The following is a 21,308-nucleotide window of genomic DNA, read 5'->3' as shown; positions in this document are numbered from 1 at the left end:
CCAAAGAACAGGATGGTGACCAGCACCATCCTGTTTATGGTTTTTCTTTGTATGTTGCCAACCGCCAAATCCATTCAAGCGGCCCATATTGAAAGAAACGCAGCCAAATAGCACTAAATAACAGCTGTATGAAATAGATTACTAAGCATATGTAAAGGGTATGCAAATAGGTTATATGCCTAAACAAGTCGAAGGCCTTTCCGACGACTAATATGAAGACGGTTTGTGAGACATAGTTGGTGAGCGACATCCGTCCATAACTTTTTAAAGGAGATAATATTTTTTGAAAAAATTGAGATTGTAAAAGTAATATCAAGATCCCAACATAAAAGGCGGAAACTATTGGACCAATCATAATACCGATGGTTAAAAACCGATTAATATGAAACGGATTAAATGGAGCCAAAGGCATATGTTGATATTGAAAAAATAGACCAAGGGCAGCCAAGAGAAATGCTGACACTGTAAAAATAGTAATTTGTTTTCGTTTATGAGTAATCTCTTCAAACACTCGATATTGACCAGCTGCAAGACCTAATAAGATGAGGGGCACTGTCATAAATATTTTCATTGCCAAGATGGCGAATAGAATGAGCAATAAAATCCCAATTGCCAGATTAATCTCTTTTCTTACTTTATAAAAAGGCAATAGAATCAGACCGCAGCTTGCATAAACGGTAAGAGCTTCTCCCGGCTGAAAAATAAAGTGAATAAAACCAAAGATAAAAAGAACGATGATTCTCCGCAAAAATAAAATGGTTGCATTTTTCCCTTTCCTCTCTGCTCTTGTTAGAAAAATATACATTCCGACACCAAACAAAAAGGAAAAGATCGGATAAAAGCGCCCTTCGACAAACAGAAATAAAAACCTCTGATAGAAAGCATCCTGGGTGTTCGGGAGCGGCTTTTGCGCAGATAACATTGCCAGGATATTTACCAGGATGATTCCTAAAAGGGAGAAACCTCTTAAGTAATCTAGTGTATCTATTCGTTCGTTTCGTTCTACTTTTTTCATAATTTACTTCCCCTATAAAAATTGGATGGTGTTTAGGCACCATCCAATCTACAATTCTTATTCATAGTAATACATTAAGGCAATCGCACCAGGACCTGCATGTGTAATTACAGTTGGACCCGTATAGTCAATTTCAACATCCTGAACACCGGTCAAGTCAAAAATACTCTCTTTTATTTTTACCGCAAGCTCATATGCCCCGGCATGAGCAATCCCTACGCCTCGAACGGTTTTTCCCTTGATATCCTCGGTAAATTGTTTCGTAAAGAACTTTACCACCTGGGAGTAACTCCTCGCCTTTGTAACAGGAGTATACTCTGCACCTTCAAGTGATGCTATTGGTTTAATATTTAACAGCGAACCAATAAAGGCTTTGCCTTTGCCAATCCGGCCGCCTTTTACAAGATTCTCTAATGTATCTACCATTATATATAATTTAGTATGGTTTTGTACTGCTTCAAGACGTTCAAGGATTTCTTCCAAACTATTTCCCTGTTTGGCCATTTCAGCCGCTTCCCTTACTTGAAAGGATAAAGCCTTTGAAATAAATTTGGAATCAACAACGGTCACTTTTGTTTTCGCCATTTGGGCAGCGCTTTCTGCTGAGCGGACAGTCCCACTCATTTTCCCCGTCATGTGAATGGAGAGAACCTCAAAGCCTTCTTCTCCTAAGCGGTCATATACTTCAAGAAAAGCACCCGTTGATGGCTGTGAACTTTTCGGTAATTCATCTGTTTGACTCATATTTTTTATAAAATCAACCGGTTCTAATTCCACCCGGTCTAAGAAGGTTTCTCCATTTATCGTAATCGAAAGCGGTACCACCTCAACACCAAGTTGATCAATCACTTCTTGAGGCATGTCCATGGTTGAATCGGTTACAATTTTAATTTTGCTCATTTAGTCACTTCCCCACTCTTACTGCTTTGTATTATACAGGTTAGGACTTTTGATGGAAACACAATCTCTCATTTTCTTTTAATTTTTCTAAAAAATAGACTTTGTTAAAATTGTCGATTGATTTCCGCTCCAGGCGCTTCGCTTTCCGTGGGCGTGCCGGGGAGCCTCCTCGTCGCTTCGCTCCTGCGGGGTCTCCCCTGCCCCGTACTCCCACAGGAGTCTTCGCGCCTTCCGCTCCAATCTAAGTCATTTAGTCAATAATTAGATTTCAAAAAGCATAAAAATAAAGAGCACCGGTTAGCCGATGCTCGAAGACATTATGCGTTGTTTTTTAATTCATCTACTTTAAATAGTTTTTCATAGTCTGGCCATTTCATGACCTTTTTCAAATACTCTCTGAAGGAGTAGCATTTTTTGGGGCCTGACTCCTTGTTGATGGACGTGATAAACGTCTGTAAACGGACTTGGATCATAAATTTAAAAGGGCTATCTTCCTCCAATACAGGAATTTCCATGACTTTAACCTTCTGTCCAACAATCGTTTTGAACTCTAGGCTTTTTAGTAACAAAAATATCAATCCTTTTTACCCGTTTGATACTATTATACACCTTCCCCAACTCGAAATGTGTCTAATTGTGCTTGTATCAAAAAAATATTTGTGAATTTTTTACTGAATCATTTTTTCTTCTATATAGTTATTGAGAACACATTTTATAGCAATGTATTCCTGCAGATCAAACTCAATTTCCTTTAGTTTTCCAATTAATATGCCAAAAGTAGGGATATACGCTTGAAAAATAACTTAATAAAATTTAATATTATTATAATAGTAGATAAATCGAAAGGAACTGGGTAGATACAAATGGACAGTTCTGCAATTTTAATCGAAAAAAGAATTATATTAGAAAAATATTTAAAAGATGGACTAAATAGTTATCAATCATTATTAGCCTGCAACTCAGATGCCCTTTTTGCCATTGATTTAGCTGGATATTATGTATTTCTTAATCCAGCCTGTGAGCAAATAACAGGGTATAGCCAGGAAGAAATTGCGAATAAGAAATTCTTTGAGATCCTTGCACTTGAAGATGTGGCTAAGGTTTCGTCTTACTATTACCAAGCTTTAGAAGGCAGCCTTCAAAACTATGATTGCAAACTCATTCAGCAAAATGGTCAGCTTGTGGATCTAAATATCACCAATCTACCCATTACTGTCAATGGCGAAATGATCGGCGTCTATGGTGTGGCTAAGGATATTACTGAAATTAAACGAAAGAGACGACGCTTAAAGGACAGTGAGGAGCTTTATCGGATTTTAATGGAAAACTCAATGGATATTATTGTAAAAACAGATGCTGCAGGAAATTTTATTTATGTCTCACCTGTTTGCGAACAAATTCTCGGCTACACACCTGCAGAACTGGTCGGCCAATCAAGCTTAGAATATATCCATAAAGACGATATTGATCGCTATCTCCTAAATTATCAGAAAGCGATTCATATTCAGCCTAAATCATTAGATACATATCGTTTGCGGAAAAAAAACGGCAGTTTTATTTATATGGAAATTCTAAGTAACTCCTACCGTAATAGTGACAAAGAAGTGCGAGTGATTTCCGTATTACGAGATATTTCCGAAAGAATTAATGCCGATTTGGACAAAAAACGGACCGAGGAATTGTTATTACAATCAGAAAAGCTTTCCGTTGCCGGACAGCTTGCTGCGGGAATTGCCCATGAGGTTCGAAATCCATTAACTGCTATTAAAGGATTCCTGCAATTATTGAATGTAGATCAAAGACAGAAGGATTATATCGATATTATTCATTCTGAAATTAATCGAATTGAATTGATTTTATCTGAGTTGTTGGTCATAGCAAAACCACAAACTATGAAAACGGCCAAAACTAATATTAAGGAAGTAATCGAAGGTGTGAAAACCCTTATTGATACACAAGCCATTATGACCAATGTTCAAATTAGGACGGTCTATCTTTCCCCACTTCCGGAAATCCTTTGTGATGAGAATCAATTGAAACAGGTGTTTATTAATTTTCTTAAAAATTCGATTGAAGCAATGCCTGCTGGTGGAAATATAACGATTCAAACAGAATGCACGGATAAAAAAGAAATGATCATTCGCTGCATTGATACAGGAAGCGGAATTCCTCCCGAGCATTTGAAAAGAATTGGCGATCCTTTTTTTACGACGAAGGAAAAAGGTACCGGTTTGGGACTATTAGTTAGCAAGAAAATTATTGAAAATCACCAAGGCAGAATTCAAATTGATAGTGATGAAAATGGAACGTCTGTCGCCGTGATCCTTCCAATAAAATAGAAAACGACCCTAAGAATACTCTTAAGGTCGTTTTATTATGCTTCCAGTAATTCTTCGTCCTGCTGTTTTTTCAATTTTTTCCGATAAACGAATTTCGATAAATTTATACTGATTTCATATAGGAGCAAAAGTGGGAGTGTCACTACAAAGTCGGACATAAAATCAGGCGGTGTGATAACTACTGCTATGATAATTAGAATAAAATAGGCATATTTGCGAATTTTTGTAAGCACAAAAGGATTAATAATCCCCAGTGACGTTAAGAACATTACGACAACCGGCAGTTCAAACAATACTCCAAACGGTAAAGTCATGTTCATGATAAAACTGAAATAACGGTCTGCCGTGAAATTGGTGACAAACATGTCTCCCCCAATTCCAATCAAGAATTTAAAAACCATTGGGAAAATAACAAAATAGCCAAAGCAAAGACCGATAATAAATAAGATGAACAACGCAGGTACATAGGAAAGGGTAACTCTTCTTTCCAACGGTCTTAATCCAGGTTTGACAAACATCCAAATTTGTAAGGCTAAAACTGGAATCGTTCCCGCAACGGCTACAACACCTGCCAGCATAAAATAGATCCTGATTATATCACTAGGACCGAGCACCATTAATTTCATATCAAGGCCGCGGACAAACCATTTATAAATATCATCAACATAAATAAAAGCAGCAATAAAAAAAACAAGAAATGCAAGTACGGTTATGATAATCCTTTTGCGTAATTCCTCTAAATGATCGACTAACTGTAATTCTTTATCATCCATTAACTTCCCCTGCCAATTTCAAAGGTAAAAATAAATATGTTTTGCCATTTACCACTATTAAACAATAAGTAGAAAAAGGTGCAAGACACGGTATCTTACACCTTATTTAGTCAATTTTTTCTTATCCTCATCGATATCTGGCATGACATCATCTGCAAGTTCACGTGTTGATTTTTTAAACTCCTTTAACGTCTGACCGAAGGCACGACCGATTTCTGGTAATTTTTTAGGGCCAAAAATAATTAATGCAAGCACTAAAATCAAAATTAATCCAGGTACTCCAATATTAGATAACATGGAATAACCTCCTCTTTTTCAGTTGTTCAATACTACTACAATTATAGTGTTAAAAAATCAATTTGAAATCATTCACGCTGATAATTCATAATAAATTCACATTTGCAACGATAAACGATTCAACATCAACAGAAATACTATAGAAAGCTAATAATCACTATAGTCAATTTAACAATAACTATTCTGTAAGTCAATGTACATTACAACTTATTTAATTTTTAAAATATTTTGGTAATTATTCAATGCCTCGATTATAATTGAAGTTAAAGTCACATATTGTTTGTAAATTTTGAATGGAGGATGTAATCCGATGGAATTTTCTCTTTGTAGTTTTGATAGTGCCCTTCCGGTTGAGGTAACCATTGATGATGACAACGGAAGATATACCATTCGCAAAAGTGACCGGAGCGGAGAATATTTTAATAGCCCAAAGGAATTAATTCAATGGGTGAAAACGCATTTTCACGAGGAGGAGTTCTGTCACCCACATGAATTTAGAGGCATGCTTGCCAAAATAGCGGAATATGAGCTAACGGGAACATATACATTATAAGAGACATTTAAAGCACCAGCATTTTTCAGCTGGTGCTTTTTTAGTGGCTATATTTTTCGATCATAGACCTTAAATTCATAATCGTATGGATTTTTTTCGTCTTTTATTCCTTTTTCAGAGGTTAGGAGCTTCCATTCTGAGTGATTGAATTCCGGAAAGTATGTATCTCCCTTAAATTCAGAATGTATCTCGGTGATGTACAAACGGTCCGCATATTGGAAAGTTTCTTTAAAAATCTCTGCCCCGCCGATAATGAAGATTTCATCTTCTTGTTTGCGGCAGTAGCCCACAAAATCCTCTACAGAGTAAAACATGGTGCAGCCCTCAGCCCGGTAATTTTTCTGACGGGTAATCACGATATTTTGTCTTCCCGGAAGGACTCGTCCGATAGATTCATGTGTTTTTCGCCCCATTGCAATTGGATGGCCCATCGTGACTCTTTTAAAGTATTTTAAATCCTCCGGTAAATGCCAAGGTAATTGATTGTCCTTGCCAATCACTCTATGATCATCCATTGCTACGAGAAAAGAAATCATACACTTACCACTCCTTTAATGTGTGGATGCGGATCATAGCCTTCTAATGAAAAGTCCTCAAATTCAAACCCGAAGATATCTTTCACTGCAGGATTCATCTTTAATTGCGGCAGTGGGCGAGGGTCTCTTCCCAGTTGCATCTTCACCTGTTCTAAATGATTTTGGTAAATATGAACGTCACCAAAGGTATGGATAAACTCACCTGGTTTTAAATCGCAGACCTGGGCAATCATGTATGTTAAAAGAGCATAGGATGCAATATTAAAGGGGACCCCAAGAAAAACGTCGGCTGAACGCTGATAGAGCTGGCAGGATAGTTTCCCGTCGGCAACATAAAACTGAAACATACAGTGGCATGGCGGCAGCGCCATGTTATCGATTTCGGCTACGTTCCATGCATTAATGAGAAGTCTTCTTGAATTTGGATTGGTTTTGATTTGGTCGATTAACTCGCTGATTTGGTCGACAGTTTTTCCATTTGCACCAGTCCAAGAACGCCACTGATGTCCATAAACCGGACCCAATTCCCCGTTTTCATCAGCCCATTCGTTCCAGATACGCACGCCATGGTCCTGAAGATACTTTACGTTCGTATCCCCTTTTAAAAACCAAAGCAATTCATAGATAATAGATTTTAGATGAAGTTTTTTTGTTGTTAACAGCGGGAAACCCTCTTCGAGATTGAATCTCATTTGATATCCAAAAGTACTAATCGTGCCGGTACCCGTGCGGTCTCCTTTAACGGTACCATTTTTCAGAACATGCTCGCATAGCTGTAAATATTGCTTCAATTTTTTCCACTCTCCTGTCCAAACATCATTATAATATTTTAACAATGACTAGGTCATTTTGAAAGCTATATACAAAAACGTTTTGTTATTTTTCGAAAAGCTCTGTTAAACTTGGTTGTTGATTTCCGCTCCAGGATGTTCGCTTTCCGCGGGGCGGGCGGTGAGCCTCCTCGGCGCTTTGCGCCTGTGGGGTCTCACCTGTCCCGCTGCTCCCGCTGGAGTCTCGCACCTTCCGCTCCAATCAACGTTTTTCAAATAAACATTATCCTTTAACACAGCCTTTCGAAAAAAAAGAAGCCGTCCAAATAGACGACTTCTATACTTCCAACCCAAAGTTCCGGCATAGAGAAGCTAAACCGCCGGCGAATCCACTACCAACCGCATTAAATTTCCAATCCCCGTTGTGGCGGTACAATTCGCACACAACGATAGCGGTTTCAACCGAAAAATCCTCGCCTAGATCAAAACGTAAAATTTCCCTGCCGCTTTCTTCATCAACCACTCTGACAAACGCGTTTGAAACCTGACCGAAGTTTTGGTTTCTTGCCTCTGCATCATGGATAGTAACGGTAATCGCAATACGGTGGATACTTGGAGGAATCTTGCTAAAATCAATTTTAATTTGTTCATCATCCCCGTCACCTTCGCCGGTTCGGTTATCCCCGGTATGCTCGACGCCACCGGAGGAATGAACTAAATTATTGTAAAAAATAAAATCGGAATCATTAATAACCCGGCTGTTGGCATCCGTTAAAAATGCACAAGCATCAAGGTCAAAATCATTTCCGCCATGATACCGGTTTGTATCCCAGCCAAGGCCGATAATCGCCTTCGTTAAGCCGGGATTGGTTTTCGTAAGATCAATTCTTTGTCCTTTTGCTAAGTTAATCCCCAAACTGATCACCCCATCGCTAACATTTTAATCTTTTTAACTAAAAGAACGAACCACTTCGCCAAGGCTTCCGGCATTTGTTCCGTTACCAACCGCAGCGAACTTCCACTCTGTTCCGTGACGATAGATTTCCCCAGTTACGAGGCATGTTTTACCGCTGTAGTTGTCTGTTAAGCTATAGTGCAGCAATTCTGTATGGCTGCTGGAGTTGACAATTCGAATAAACGCATTTTGAATCATTCCGAAATGCTGTTTTCTTTTTATTGCATCATAAATATTAACGACAAAAACAAGCTTATGGATATTTGACGGGACCCTGCTCAAATCAATCATGATCTGCTCATCGTCGCCATCGCCGGCGCCGGTCAAGTTGTCTCCAGAGTGCTGAACACTGCCGTCTCTACTTTTTAAATTACCAAAATATACGACGTCATTATTGTTTTGCAGTTTATCATTTTCGCCAAGCATGATGACAGATGCATCGCAGTCCACATTTGCTGAACTGCCTCCGCCACCAAACAAGGAGCCTAGTAAACCGCCTCCACCCGTTTTAACAGGGTCCCAGCCTAAGCCTACCATGATTTTCGTTAATCCTGGATTTGATTTTGTTAAATCGATTCTTTGACCTTTTTGTAAATTAATCGCCATTTTAAATCACCTCATCAAAATATTTAACTTTGTAATTTTATCTTTTTAAAATTATCTTGCAGCTGTTCTAATCGTTTTGTTCCTTCTTCACGCAGGCGCTTGTTTTCTTCTTCAATTGCTTTCGTTTCCTGCATACCTTTAATGATAATATTCCAGGACTCTTCGACGGTTTCGATTTTAATGCTCGGTCCGCCGGCAAGTCTCGCAATATCAACACTTTGCTGGGAAATATTCTGGGCATTTTTCAAGAGCATTTCATTTGTTCGGCGGTCAAGCTCGCTCATGGAGTCTGCTACCAGCTTCTGCCTTTTAGCAGCAACTGCTTGAATTAAGCCATTTTTAAAAATCGGAATCGTGGTTACAAAAGCCGAATTGATTTTTCCAATTAGTTTCGTGTTTCCTCGTTGCAGCAAACGAATTTGCGGTGCTGTCTGTAAGGAGACCATTTTCGCCATTTCTAAATCATAAACCCGCTGGTCTAATAACTCGATTGCATTTCGTAGTGAGTCCAGCTGCATCGATGCAAGCTGATCACCAGATGCTGCACGTGCTTCAAGCTGAGGAAGCTGATTGTTTTTCAGCTCCTCCGACTTTAGTTCACCAGCGACTATATATTTTTCAAGTGTTAAATAATATTGATAGTTTTGCTCATACATTTGCTCGAGCATGGATGTTGAGTCAACCATCTCTTTTTGATATTTGGAAATTTCAACATATACTTTATCGATTTCTTGCCCCATCGTTTGGTATTTTCCAAACAGCTTTTCAACCATTTTTCCGCCTTTTTTGAAAAGCTTGCCGAAAAATCCGTTTGACGTTTTTTGAAAATCTTTAGCATCAAATTTATCCATGATTCGGCCAAGCTGTTTTAACAGCTCTCCGGAGTCCTCAACTTTTGTCGTCCGCATATTGCCTAATATTTGATCGGAGAATCGGGAAATTTGCACGGCCGGCTCTTTTCCAAACTCCAAGATTTGAATCTGGTCTCGTTCGTCAATCGTGCTGGCCAAGTTTTGAATTTCCGGTTCCTTCCGAAGTGCAAGCTTTATATCAGATACCTTTGTTTCTGATAGTTGATCATCCTTGGTCGTGGTTATTAAGTTTCCAGAAGGATTTAGTGATTGGTCCACTTTTTAATCTCCCCTTAAATTTTTTAATATCCCTTGAAAAAGAACTCTTTTTAAAATTGACGGTTCTCTATACTCCAGTTCAAAAACAACCTCTTCCAGCCAGTGGGTATCATAAAGACTCTCATCGAGGTAATTTTCGATATCGTTATGTCCCGGTGGATTGTATATCATGATATCAATCCCAAAATGGTTAAGAAGCAGTAAGAGGGCGGCATCTGACCTTGAAAGCATCCCAGTTAATTCATTATTGTAAAGAATGATTTTCGGCACATGCTGGGAATAGTCAAACCGTTCTAGCAGTTGAATCATGCTTTTCGGCATGTGCATCGCCTGGTTGAACAAGTAGATTTTTACTTCTTCCTCACTTTCAGAATGCAGCGGTTTTAAATCCGGCTTTTCACAGATTCTTCTTACGGAATGGGCAATTCCATTTTGTAAGCCGGAGGCGAGAAATGAATAGGGCCAGTAGTGGGCTTCCATCATTTTTTCGACATTCAATAATCCGTCCCGATCTAAAGCATTTCGATAATGAAAACGGAAATCACTCGTGCCAGGCATTGTAAATGGGAGCTTGCGGATAAGTAGGCTGTACTCTGATTCTGAAAGCGCATGCAGACGTTCCCAGTACTCTTTTTTGTTTTTACTAACACCCTTTATCTTGGCAAAAATCGTCGGAATTTTAACTTGTCCATTTGCCACTTCAAAATCCGGCCGAATCATCGCGATTTCCTTCCCGATGAGATACAGTTCATCATAGGTCGTTCGAAGTGTCAGCGATGAAGGAGTGTAATCCCGTAACTGCCAAGGTTTATATAGACCAGACCCCTCTTGGTTGAGAATCGATTCAATTTCCCGTGAAGCCCGGTAGGCCACCGTCGTTTTCCTGCTTCTTTTTTCGATTGGAAATGGTTCAGCATGCCTTTTATTTTGAAAGCGGTGAGTGAATACATCTTCTTCTATAAAGCCAGATAGAACATCCTGTCCCTCCGGATGAAAAATGACTAAATCACAGCCGAGCTTAATTAAATAATATAGGAAATATTGATGGCTTTTTTTGAAATCGCCGTACCATATAAATTTTGGCATTTCCCTTTGAGGGTCAGATTTTTCTAATGGATGCTGCAGGTGATTGATGGACCATTTTATCACATCGACAAGAACACGCCTTAATTCATGATTTCGTAAGCCACCGTCTTCATGCTGGGAAAAACGCTCAAGTGTAGCAATCAGCGCTTCTCTTATTTTTCGATGTATCGCCGGAACCGCTGATTTTAATAACAGCTGCTCCCCATCGAGAAAGGCGGCAAAACGATTGATGGACAACTTTTGTTCCTGATAGATATTTAATACTTTTTGAATCGATTGAAAATGTGCATTATCGATCGCTTTGTTCAGTGTGTCTTCACTCAATAAATGTAATTGCACTTCTTCGGTATTCACATAATCAAAAAGCTGATTATAGTATTCATCCGTGTCTAAAGGTATTCCAAGAAATGATCCAAGGACCTGCCCAATGTTAATAGATCCATTTTCTAATGAAAATTCTGGGCGCTCATTCACCGGCTTTTTTAATAGATCAAGCCAATTTTCATATGAAAGGGATACCTGTTTGACGTTTAGTTGGTTATATGCTGGATTCATTCATAATCCCTTCCCTCAAAAAGCAAAACGCTTCAAAATAAGATAGAAAATTATGTAAGGTTTCTCTTCCATCATAACATAGTTGGCGGGTCCGTTCATTTTTTAATACGAAAGCAGCGAAAAAATGTTTCACAGATCATATATATTCCTGATTTTTCACCTTTTTCCTTGTCCTTACATATCATTGAGTACTGATATATGAAGAAGGTGACTCTAATGAGATTTCTCTATAAGCGACCGAGGATGGAGCAAGTGAGCGAGGAACTGGATACCCTTATGGATGTCATGAGTTCTGACCTTTTTATTCTATTAGACTTATTTTGGCTAAGCCTGATCTTTTCTCTGCTGCTAACCCCAGCTCTGCAAACGGTTACCTATTTTATTCTCTTTTTCGCAAGCAGCTATGTATTATTTACTAGTGTTTACTTCTTTATTTTTAAACGAATGTTCAAGAATTGTTAGAAATTGCTGCATTATTTCTTCCCCAGCAAGGATGCCCGCCCTTTCCGTATAGGTAACTTCCTTTTTTGGGCCGAACTGTGCAAGTTCTCCGTGAGTCGGGACGAACCTGTTTTGACAATTTTTCAGAAAATCCCAGTCAAGTATCGAATCTCCCGCGCCTGCAAGAGCCGGTGAACCTTCGCGACTGCAGATATAATCAAGAGCTGCACCCTTGTTAATAGCATTGGGGATTAAGTAAAGCTTTCTCCCCTGCAAGGAGATCCTCCAGCCATATTTAGAAACAGTCTCACTTAAGTTTTGCACTTCTGAGAGTGATGGGGAACTATCTAATAGATAATAGAAAAATAGATTATCGGCTGATTTAAGAACTCCGTTAAAATGAAAGCATCTCCTTTTTAATCCAGCTTGTAATTCATCCAGCGGAGCCGATTCCCTCCGGATTTGAGACAGAATATGCTCTGACCAATCCATTAGGGGTTCCCCTTTATATAAAATTGTAGCCCCATTAAACGTAATCGCATAGGGCAGGGAAATTTCTTTTTCAAAAATGGTAAACCGTTTATATTGGGCAGAGGTCCTGGTTGTAACAGGGATAAATAAACAATTATGGCAAAGCTCAACTAGGGCATGATAGGCCGTTTCTGACATAAATGCTACAGGGATTCCATCCTTCACTTCCACAGGTCTTAGCAAAGTTTTTTCAGGCAGTCCAAATTGTTCGATGGCTCTTTTTGAATAAACTAACGTACGGTCCATATCAGAGGCGATAATCATTTCTTATCCACCTTTACCGTTTTAATTAACCCGCAGCAGGAATAATTTAAATCAGGGTAAATAACCACTTCCACGCCCTTTTCTTTAGCAAGCATAAGAATATGCTTCACATAAGGGCGCGAGGGGTCACGCATTAAGATTTTCCACGGAACCCTTCTTAACAACACCCGGGTTGTTTCACCCACCCCCGGCTTAATATAGTGCGTGCTTTCAATCGAAAATTCCGCTTGAATTTTCTTTACATCCTTCATCCCTAAAAATTCAGCCTCAATGGTTTCTAGGTTTCTTTTAGCTGCTGCTTTTACGGCATCAGTTGTAATGAAAGGAAATTCTGCGGTGATTGAATCAATATATTCATTTGAGACATCGGAAGGGAGAAGTTCACGGTAAAACTTTGCTCCGTGGAAATCATCCTTTCCGATGTATTTTTCATTCAAAACGGTCCTGCTTACCAACCCGGAAACGGTGGAATTCAGGCATGCGCTGGGAATTAAAAAATCCTCCCTCGTCCCGAAAAGCGGTGTACAGTGGCCAGGGTCGGCAAGAACAGCAAGCCGGTCGTCCAGCGTCACACCATATTTTTTTTCGTACTGTTGACAGGCCATTTCGAGTTCAAGAGAAATAGCCCCTTTTCCTGTCCAGCCGTCCACGAATTGAATCTTTCCCTGCGGATGTTTTTCCAGAATATAGTGAAGGGCATTTTCGTCAATCCCCCGGTCACGAATGATTGAAATACTGTAATGGGGCAGGGAGACATTATATCGCAGCAGAAGATAGCGTTTCATTAAAATCCCCACTGGCGTTCCTGCACGGGCAAGCGAGCAAAGAACGGTGTTTTCCTCTTTTAACTGATAGATTTGCTCCGCCACAATCCCAATACAAAGAGCGACTTTTCGTTTATAGTCATCTAATGACTGTCGGAACAAGTCTACATAAGCCCTAGGTGGCTGGTACTCGATAGGGAGCGATTCACTATAGTGCTGTCCGGACTGTACCCGCCTTTCACGATTGGCAGTGGAATCCTCAAGCTGGTATTCACTTAAATCCTTTAAGAGAAAAACAACATCGTCTTCTCGGTAGGATCCGATTTTTGCTGGATTCTGGATGAATTTATTCATTACATTCACCTCTTTTTGCAGAGAAAAATATGAGCTTGATTGATTTAATCTGTAATTTTTCAAGTTCTGTTATGATTGGCTGAAGATGGCGAGATTCTACTTCTCTTTCAAAAAAAACAAATACCTCATCATATTCAAATGGAGGAATATTATAAACAAAATGCGTGATTTCCGGATCCTCCGGTGCTGGAAAGGAAAAACCGAATCTCACCCCATACCCCTGTTTGTTTTCAATATGGATCGGACTTCTCGTCGTAGATTGATAGGAAACATCCGGACCCATTTCAGCAGCAAGCTTCATGGGAATATACATAAATTCCCCTGTACCAAGGCATAGTGTTTTTCCCCCTATCCTTTGTTGACGAAGAAATAATGCTGCTTCCGATATTTTCAGTTGATTGATCTGCTTATCGTTACTTGTGATCCCGAAGCGTCCTGTTTCCTGAATAAAACACGCCATATTTCTTGATGTCTGATAATTGGAACTTGAAAAAAATGGCCCTAATTGAATGAATTCTTTTGAAGTAGTTAAATGGTTTTCCCATTCATTTCCCCTGTTTTTTTTATGAACCTCACGCAGCTGCTTCACTTCCACCCTTCCCGCTAATAGGGATACCGTTCGGATTGTAATTCCTAGTTCTTTTTCCAGTTGGGTAAATTTCATCTTATCTTCATCCGATCGCCAATCCAATATTGAAACAACGGTATAAATCTTTCTTGGAAAATGAGATTGAATCGATTGAATAATATTTAGAGCTGTTTTTCCTGTTGTCATTTCATCATCAACAAGGATAATCTCCCGCTTATTTTGAATCATAGCTTTAGGGATATAACAGCGATGGGAGGTAGCATGGGAATGCTCTTCCTCAAACGTTATTTCAGGCTCCCTGCTTACGAGTATTTCTCTCGTCGTATGAAAAAAATTCGCCGATTGGAAACTGTCAAAAAAAGCATGCCCTAGTGCTGTCGCAGTTTCTGCAAAGCCAATGACAATAGGATTGATCGATGATGGAATAAAAGTGCTGCCCGACAATGGTTCATTTCGAATAAACGCGGCTAATATATGTGGAGTTTCCGGACATTTAACTCCCTTTACTGATTCCAAATATCGCGCAGCAAGCAGTGCAGCTGCTAGAAGTCCTTTATTCGCATCAATCGGCAAATGCTTCCCTAGAACCTTACTAACGAATAAAAATGATCGTTTTTTATTGATCCTTGCCGCCATCGTGAAAAGATCCTCAACCGGCAGACTGTAAGGATTTTCGCTCACTTCCATTTGAACCTCAATGGAATCCAAAATATTAAACGTAAACTTCTTTTTTAATAAGGTCGATGTTTGTAACTTCTGCATGTAACACCCCGTAAAGCTGTGATTTTAAAAGAATCTTTTTTGCCCAAACGTAATGCGGCTTTATTTCATTCATTTTGTTCGCAAAGCCGCTTCTAACCACTCCGAGATGACCTTCGGCCGCTTCTACAATCGTACAGGCATCCATGTATTCCTCTAATGAAACGACATTCAGCGCTTGGACGGTTTTGATATGCGAGGGATGGATTACTGTTTTTCCTGTCAATCCGTTTGCAATATCCATAAGAACCTCACGAATTAGTCCATCCATATTTTGGTCAATTAATTCAGCACGTAATTTCAATCCTTCGTCACCATACCTCTCACGGAACGGTGTTTGCCGAAGCAGCGGCTTTAGCATTCTTTCTTTGGCAGAAAAATACTCCCAAACCGGTCCAGACACTATATAGGGGTCGTCCCCTCGTTGAAATATATTAATGATATCGGCAATGCAATCTCGTAAAATAGCAATTTCATAAACCGTTGTATCCACACTTCGGCGAATTCCATACAAGCCGCTAAAATCGGTTGCCCCAATCCTTATATTCAAAATCAGCTCACGATTCTGATCAAGTAGTTTTTTGACTTTTAGCAATTCTTCCAATCTCGTCTCTTTTTGGATGATCCTTGCTGTCTCAAGGATTGGCATGGCATAAAAGGGATGCTGTTCACTATGTATTTCCCGTACTTCCTTTAAAAGCCCCGCGCCATCTTCTACTGAAAACTTTGGCAGCACCACACCCGTTAACAGTTTTACCGCTTCTCCTAACTGTTTTTTTAGCCTTTGAAACTGCTTACAGTCCCGAATCCGGATAAACATTAAAGGTAAATCTTCAAACCGCAAAAACTGCCTATTTAGCTCTTCAAATAGTTTGGAAAGCTCCTTAACAAGTTTTCCTTCCGCACTTCCGACTTCAAGATCACCGACTGCATCTTCTAAATCAATCACAAGGGATGTCAATCCTTCATATTTTTTGGATAGGATTTCCTGATGAATATTCGGACGGGTTGCCGGCATATAAAGCGTTGCTCCAAGGCCATACGCTAACAGCTCACGGTTCACAAATTTATTGAAGTCTTTTGGCTTTTGATAAAATAGATGCTCCATTTCATCATAAAAATAGGAGAAAAATTTCATTTTTAACTTACTCCTCATGATAAAAATAAGGGACCGGACTTTCGTCAGCTCCCCCATGTAATATAATATGCTTATTAACCGTTCTCTTTGCTAACTTCTTTTTTCTTGTTGATGAAATGGACGATAAATGTAGCACCGAACGTAAAGAGTAAAATAATAAAGAAATAAAGTGGTTCCAATTCATAATGGAATAGAACACCTGCAAACATCTTAACTGAAATAATTAAAATCAAGATATAGGCGGTTGTTTCAAGTTCCGGTATTTTGTCAATAAGGGCAAGAAAGACTCCAGCAACTCCACGCATCATTAATACGCCGAGCATTCCGCCAATTAATAGTACCCAAATCTCATTGCTTACCCCAAAAGCAGCCAGTACGCTGTCAACGGAGAAGGCGATATCCATTAATTCTACTGAAGCAACGGTTCCCCAAAAGGTTCCGAACATCCGGATTAATAAACCATTTTTGTTGATTCCCTCTGCTTCTTCGTCCTCTTCCTTACTTTCTTTATGTTTGTCAATAAAGTATTTAATAGCCAACCAAGCTAGATATGCTGCACCTAGTGCTTTTACCCACCACAGCTTTATTAAGTAGACCCCAATTCCAATCGCAATGAAACGAAATGCATAGGCACCTAATAATCCATAAAAAAGTGCTTTTTTACGTTTTTCCGGAGGCAGATGTTTTACCATTACCGCTAAAACGAGGGCATTATCTGCAGACAACAATCCCTCTAGAATAATTAGAGTTCCAATTAATCCCCAACTTACCGGATCTGATAAAACCTTCACCCACATATCCCACTCAAAGAAATGTGAATATGTGTCTAATATTCCTTGTAAAACCGACATTAAAAAAATTCCTCCCAGATGTTCTATATGTTTTTAGAAAAGACCCAGCCTTAAAAGGTGGGTCTCTTTATTTTAATTATCAGCCAACCTGTAATCCAAAATCAGTTGCTAACGCTGCCAGTCCACCTTGGTAGCCGCTTCCGATTGCACTAAATTTCCATTCACCATTATGACGGTATAATTCGCCTACAACTAATGCAGTCTCGATAGAGAAATCCTCTCCAAGGTCATAGCGAATCAATTCTTCCCCAGTTGCTTCACTAAAAATTCGAGCATAGGCATTTGAAACCTGCCCGAAGTTTTGATTTCTGCTGTCTGCATCATGAATCGTAATCGTAAAAGCAATTCGTTGAATAGAAGCAGGAATAGCTGTTAGGTTAATATTTATTTGTTCGTCATCACCGTCACCTGCACCAGTACGATTATCTCCAGTATGTACGACAGCACCATTAGCGCCTTTAGGGTTGTTATAGAAGATAAAGTCAGATTCAGTTGTAACCTTCCCGTTCTCTCCTAGTAGGAATACGGATGAGTCTAAATCAAAGTCATTACCGCCATCATATTTATTCGTATCCCAGCCTAAACCAACAACGACATTTGTTAATCCCGGATTGGTTTTTGTTAAGTCAACTTTTTGTCCTTTTGATAAACTAATTGCCATTTTCCATTCCTCCAATTTAGGTAATAATCTATTTACGAGTTTTTCTTAAAAAGGTTTCATTTATTATAATAAATTTTTTTACCACTGCTTCGCAAATTTTATCATCAACTCATCCATTTAGGAGGTGTATTTTTTGCCCAGTAAATCGAACCGAGATTATAATGGCTTTGATACTCATCATGGTAAGTATGATAATGAAAATTAAACCAGTAGCCTTCTTGCGGCGGCTGATCCCTTCTAACATGAAATCTAAGGATATCCTTGTTTGTTACACTGTTTTTGATATGAAAGATTTTTTCTGAGTGTCCTCCGCTCGGCTGTTCCGTGATGGCAAGATTCCTTAAATCTTCCTCGGGAAATTGGGCGGCAGTTTCTGTAATGGCTTGTTCAATATTAGGTAAAATAATCGTGCGAAACTCGTTCTCGATTATTGGTTTTATTTTGCTTCCGAATTTTTGATAGGATTGTTCCTCCGCTTGTTTGAGTAGTTCTTCCATAAAGTGGTCCCGATTAAACTCCGTTTCTTCTGCAAGAGTAGGAGTTTGGACAAAACTGCCTGAAGGTGCTGCAGCCTGGTTTGATGGTTTTCCTGCGTTGATATTATTCATTAATTGGGATGGTGAAACAAGACCAAAGGTCAAAATCGACACCATCACCACAAAAGATTTACGAATCCAATTCTTCAAAATAAACGCCCCTTTTTGAAATGGAAGGGTAAAGAAGTCCATTTTTATTCTTACAAAATATTATACTTCTTTTTTATGGAAATTGGAAAAAATAGAATTGGATATTTTTCGAATTATATAAAAAAATAAACTGAGGGCCAATGGCTCTCAGTTGTTATTTTTCAAGTATCCCAAAATGAAATTTAGCGGTTTTTCTTCGAAAAACTGTGAAGCCATATTTTTCAAAACGCTGGCTTTTATAATGGTCTTTTAAAATGACTTTTCGTTTGCAAACCCTTCGTGCTTCGGAAATGGTTTCTTCATTCAAATCATGTTGGAGAGCGAAATGTCCTAACGACCTAATCCCATCCGATTCAAGAATGCTTTCTTCAAACATCGGGTCGAAATAGACGCAATCTATAGATGAGGAAGGCTGACTCTTTAAATAATCCAAAGAAAAAGACGTGTTCACCTTTATTCTTTTCATTGCAGAATTGATTTCTAAATAACCAGAATCCCAGGATTGAAGTCCCTCTTTTACGAGAAAGGAAAGGTATTTCTGTCCTTCAATCCCTGTTACCGAGCCTTCGAACCCAACCACAAAACTAGCAACAATGGCATCTGATGCGAGACCGAGCGTGCAATCTAGCATGGACATTCCAATCGATAAATATGCGGCCTCAATAAACGGATCTTTCTCCCCGTTTATTAGTCTTTTTATCCGAAACATCGCAGAATTAGGATGAAAGAAGAAAGGTTCCTTGTGTTCCTGATTATATAGCTCAAGCCGTTCTTTGCCGACAATAAGACAGCTGCCAGCTTCCTCTTTTTGAATTTGGTTAATCGATTTCTTTTTTCTAGGGATATAGGAAATATCGAGTGTTTCGGCTAAGTTTCTTGCTTTTTTTATCATCTGTTCGTTTGTTCGTCCTGCTGTTGTAACAAACATATTATCCCTCTTTAATATAAATAAGCTTTTGAATGAAAAAAAGGATGTCGGCGGACATCCTTATTTACAATGAGTTTCAAACGAATTGATTAAGTTTTGCATGACTTCTTCCATTGCGTGGCCTTCGATATCATGGCGTGGAATAAAATGGACGACTTCTTTATCCTTTAATAAAGCAAATGATGGAGATGACGGTTCATGACCCGCAAAATATTCTCGCATTTTAGCTGTTGCTTCCTTATCCTGGCCAGCAAAAACCGTTACAAGGTGATCCGGTTTTTTCTCACTGTTCAACACTGCCTGAGTAACAGCCGGACGGGCTAATCCACCTGCACAGCCACACACGGAATTCACTGCTACAAGAGTAGTCCCCTTCACATTATCAATAAAATTTTTCACATCTTCTTCCGAAGTTAATTCCTCGAAGCCTGTTCTAGTTAATTCTTGTCGCATAGGTACAACCATTTGTTTCATAAATTCTTCATAGGCATTTGACATTAATAATCCCTCCTGTTTTCAGTGTAAGCATACTATAAAAAATCGCTATATTGCAATCCGGGCTTACTCCCCCAATTTCCTTGCTTCGGTCATTTGTTTCCAAACTGAGCCCTTTGCTTCCTCGCCGCCCTCGATTCGTTCAATTGCCATTTTTATTTGCATGCTGACTTCAAACTCAGAATCGTCTTCAGCAGCCTTTAAAGCAGGCAACGCTTTTTCATTTCCTACTTCATATAAAAACATTGCAGCCCGCCAGCGCACCAATTTACTTGGGTCCTTTAAGGCCTTAAGCATTTCGTCTTGTGCCTCCGCGAACCCTAAATCTGACAAGCAATCTCCAGCTGTCCGGCGGACAGTCACAGTTTTGTCATTTAGCGCTCTATATAAATGCGGCAGAACTTTGGTATCCTTAATCATTCCAAGGTACACCGTTGCAAGTCTTCTAATTGATGGTTTTTCATCGGATAATGCCGTTTCTAAAACAGGCAAATCCTCAAGCTCAGGATCGTCCATTTGTTCAAGCAGTTGATAGCGCACCTGCCAATCTGGGTTGTTTAAATCGCTCTTTGTGATTTTTTTTCGTGAAAGTACTGTTTTTTTATCAGATGTTTCCCCTGAATGTGCTTTTTCAACCAAGGCTTCAAGCCGGTTTTGTGGATAAGCGGCAATCAATTCCTCGACGACTTCCTGGCCAATTTGATCAAAGTCACCGTACCGTACCCCTTGATTTTGCCATTTCCGCAATAAAATATAATTATCTTCTGGAAGCTGCGCCTGCTCTCTTGCCTTTAAAAAATATTCTGGCATCCCAAACCTTTTTTCTGTCGTGCCATCAGTGAGCTTAACCTGCAAAGGAATTCCCTTAAACATTTGGATTTCAACTTTTATCTCACCGAAATGCTCATCTATGACTTTTTCATTTTTAGCAGCATCTTCAGCGTTTTCACCAAATGCCTGACGTACCTTTGGCAATAGTTCCTTCCAATCGAATTTCGCGTTTCGCTCAACTGCCAGGAAGTCAGCTACATGGTATACGCCTTTGATTCCTTCAATTTGTAAGATCTTTTGAATCACCTTTGGTGCATCTGCGCTGGTTTCTTTTTTATAATTATGACTTTTTCCCATTGGGAGTTCTTCATCTAAAAGGATTTTCATTGTATTTGGACTAGGAGTTGGTTCAATTGCTTTTATTTTCAACAGGATCACCTACTTTGTATTCTGTAAACAGTTTAGCATATTGAATAAGTTGAATTCACTATTGATGCATATACCTAAAATACTGTTCTTAAAAGGCAATGTTAAAATTGGTTTGATTTCCGCTCAAGTTGT

General features: G+C 39.2%; 23 protein-coding genes. 2 read left to right on the top strand and 21 right to left on the bottom strand.

The genetic code is table 11. The features are described from left to right. Positions 1-34: 34 nt before the first annotated feature. From E2K98_RS16840 to E2K98_RS16830, 3 genes are all read right to left on the bottom strand, one after another. Positions 35-1,015 carry a DUF418 domain-containing protein gene (locus tag E2K98_RS16840; protein WP_133336089.1) on the bottom strand — a complete coding sequence of 327 codons (981 nt, stop codon included), beginning with the start codon at positions 1,013-1,015 and terminating at the stop codon, positions 35-37. Between the two features lie 57 nt (positions 1,016-1,072). Next, on the bottom strand, positions 1,073-1,915 hold the full coding sequence (locus E2K98_RS16835) for a DegV family protein (protein ID WP_133336087.1): 843 nt from the start codon (positions 1,913-1,915) through the stop codon (positions 1,073-1,075). 317 nt (positions 1,916-2,232) lie between these two features. Beyond that, complete coding sequence (locus tag E2K98_RS16830) at positions 2,233-2,484, bottom strand: DUF2535 family protein (RefSeq protein WP_026576625.1); 252 nt, start codon at positions 2,482-2,484, stop codon at positions 2,233-2,235. Between the two features lie 294 nt (positions 2,485-2,778). Between E2K98_RS16830 and E2K98_RS16825 the strand changes: the two genes are divergently transcribed. Further along, entirely contained in the window at positions 2,779-4,254 is a 1,476-nt protein-coding gene (locus tag E2K98_RS16825) for a PAS domain-containing sensor histidine kinase (RefSeq protein ID WP_133336085.1), read from the top strand. A 35-nt stretch (positions 4,255-4,289) separates the two neighbouring features. Here the strand turns inward: E2K98_RS16825 and tatC are convergent, their stop codons facing one another. Both tatC and E2K98_RS16815 read right to left on the bottom strand, forming a co-directional pair. Then, a complete protein-coding gene (gene tatC, locus E2K98_RS16820) occupies positions 4,290-5,027 on the bottom strand; it encodes a twin-arginine translocase subunit TatC (RefSeq protein ID WP_133336083.1) in 738 nt (245 codons plus the stop codon). A 102-nt stretch (positions 5,028-5,129) separates the two neighbouring features. Next, positions 5,130-5,324 carry a twin-arginine translocase TatA/TatE family subunit gene (locus E2K98_RS16815; RefSeq protein ID WP_133336081.1) on the bottom strand — a complete coding sequence of 65 codons (195 nt, stop codon included), beginning with the start codon at positions 5,322-5,324 and terminating at the stop codon, positions 5,130-5,132. A gap of 310 nt (positions 5,325-5,634) precedes the next feature. Between E2K98_RS16815 and E2K98_RS16810 the strand changes: the two genes are divergently transcribed. Next, on the top strand, positions 5,635-5,877 hold the full coding sequence (locus E2K98_RS16810; protein WP_133336079.1) for a hypothetical protein: 243 nt from the start codon (positions 5,635-5,637) through the stop codon (positions 5,875-5,877). Between the two features lie 47 nt (positions 5,878-5,924). Here the strand turns inward: E2K98_RS16810 and E2K98_RS16805 are convergent, their stop codons facing one another. The 16 genes from E2K98_RS16805 to E2K98_RS16730 all read right to left on the bottom strand — a co-directional run bounded on the left by E2K98_RS16805 (position 5,925) and on the right by E2K98_RS16730 (position 21,176). After that, positions 5,925-6,413 (bottom strand): dihydrofolate reductase, encoded by a 489-nt coding sequence (locus tag E2K98_RS16805; RefSeq protein ID WP_133336077.1) that lies wholly within the window; start codon positions 6,411-6,413, stop codon positions 5,925-5,927. Continuing rightward, positions 6,410-7,204 carry a thymidylate synthase gene (locus E2K98_RS16800; protein ID WP_133336075.1) on the bottom strand — a complete coding sequence of 265 codons (795 nt, stop codon included), beginning with the start codon at positions 7,202-7,204 and terminating at the stop codon, positions 6,410-6,412. The genes E2K98_RS16805 and E2K98_RS16800 overlap by 4 nt, the downstream gene beginning before the upstream one ends. A gap of 316 nt (positions 7,205-7,520) precedes the next feature. Continuing rightward, the gene (locus E2K98_RS16795; RefSeq protein WP_133336073.1) at positions 7,521-8,099 is read right to left on the bottom strand and encodes a TerD family protein; all 579 of its coding nucleotides are present in this window, start codon (positions 8,097-8,099) and stop codon (positions 7,521-7,523) included. Between the two features lie 33 nt (positions 8,100-8,132). Then, positions 8,133-8,744 (bottom strand): TerD family protein, encoded by a 612-nt coding sequence (locus tag E2K98_RS16790; protein WP_133336071.1) that lies wholly within the window; start codon positions 8,742-8,744, stop codon positions 8,133-8,135. 23 nt (positions 8,745-8,767) lie between these two features. Continuing rightward, positions 8,768-9,874 (bottom strand): toxic anion resistance protein, encoded by a 1,107-nt coding sequence (locus E2K98_RS16785; protein WP_133336069.1) that lies wholly within the window; start codon positions 9,872-9,874, stop codon positions 8,768-8,770. A 3-nt stretch (positions 9,875-9,877) separates the two neighbouring features. Continuing rightward, on the bottom strand, positions 9,878-11,515 hold the full coding sequence (locus tag E2K98_RS16780; RefSeq protein WP_133336067.1) for a YceG family protein: 1,638 nt from the start codon (positions 11,513-11,515) through the stop codon (positions 9,878-9,880). Between the two features lie 408 nt (positions 11,516-11,923). After that, the gene (locus tag E2K98_RS16775; RefSeq protein WP_133336065.1) at positions 11,924-12,751 is read right to left on the bottom strand and encodes a hypothetical protein; all 828 of its coding nucleotides are present in this window, start codon (positions 12,749-12,751) and stop codon (positions 11,924-11,926) included. Further along, a complete protein-coding gene (locus E2K98_RS16770) occupies positions 12,748-13,869 on the bottom strand; it encodes a cysteine protease StiP family protein (protein ID WP_133336063.1) in 1,122 nt (373 codons plus the stop codon). Before E2K98_RS16770 ends, E2K98_RS16775 begins: the two co-directional genes overlap by 4 nt. Continuing rightward, entirely contained in the window at positions 13,862-15,220 is a 1,359-nt protein-coding gene (locus E2K98_RS16765) for a phosphoribosyltransferase family protein (protein WP_133336061.1), read from the bottom strand. The genes E2K98_RS16770 and E2K98_RS16765 overlap by 8 nt, the downstream gene beginning before the upstream one ends. Further along, on the bottom strand, positions 15,171-16,355 hold the full coding sequence (locus E2K98_RS16760; RefSeq protein ID WP_133336059.1) for an HpcH/HpaI aldolase/citrate lyase family protein: 1,185 nt from the start codon (positions 16,353-16,355) through the stop codon (positions 15,171-15,173). The genes E2K98_RS16765 and E2K98_RS16760 overlap by 50 nt, the downstream gene beginning before the upstream one ends. Before the next feature lie 74 nt (positions 16,356-16,429). Then, positions 16,430-17,206, bottom strand: a complete 777-nt coding sequence (locus E2K98_RS16755) for a TerC family protein (RefSeq protein ID WP_026574267.1) — start codon at positions 17,204-17,206, stop codon at positions 16,430-16,432. A gap of 79 nt (positions 17,207-17,285) precedes the next feature. Beyond that, positions 17,286-17,867, bottom strand: coding sequence for a TerD family protein (locus tag E2K98_RS16750; protein ID WP_133336057.1), 582 nt, complete (start codon positions 17,865-17,867; stop codon positions 17,286-17,288). A 104-nt stretch (positions 17,868-17,971) separates the two neighbouring features. Further along, positions 17,972-18,553: a YpjP family protein gene (locus E2K98_RS16745; RefSeq protein ID WP_133336055.1), complete on the bottom strand. Its 582-nt coding sequence runs from the start codon at positions 18,551-18,553 to the stop codon at positions 17,972-17,974. A gap of 154 nt (positions 18,554-18,707) precedes the next feature. Beyond that, positions 18,708-19,481 (bottom strand): class I SAM-dependent methyltransferase, encoded by a 774-nt coding sequence (locus E2K98_RS16740; RefSeq protein WP_133336053.1) that lies wholly within the window; start codon positions 19,479-19,481, stop codon positions 18,708-18,710. A 60-nt stretch (positions 19,482-19,541) separates the two neighbouring features. After that, positions 19,542-19,979 (bottom strand): BrxA/BrxB family bacilliredoxin, encoded by a 438-nt coding sequence (locus E2K98_RS16735; RefSeq protein ID WP_133336051.1) that lies wholly within the window; start codon positions 19,977-19,979, stop codon positions 19,542-19,544. Positions 19,980-20,042: 63 nt separating this feature from the next. Beyond that, positions 20,043-21,176, bottom strand: coding sequence for a conserved virulence factor C family protein (locus E2K98_RS16730; protein WP_133336049.1), 1,134 nt, complete (start codon positions 21,174-21,176; stop codon positions 20,043-20,045). Positions 21,177-21,308 lie beyond the last annotated feature (132 nt).

Source organism: Bacillus salipaludis, from assembly GCF_004358205.1.
Note: the sequence above shows the minus strand (reverse complement) of the source record. Positions and strands in the feature narration are given on the sequence as shown.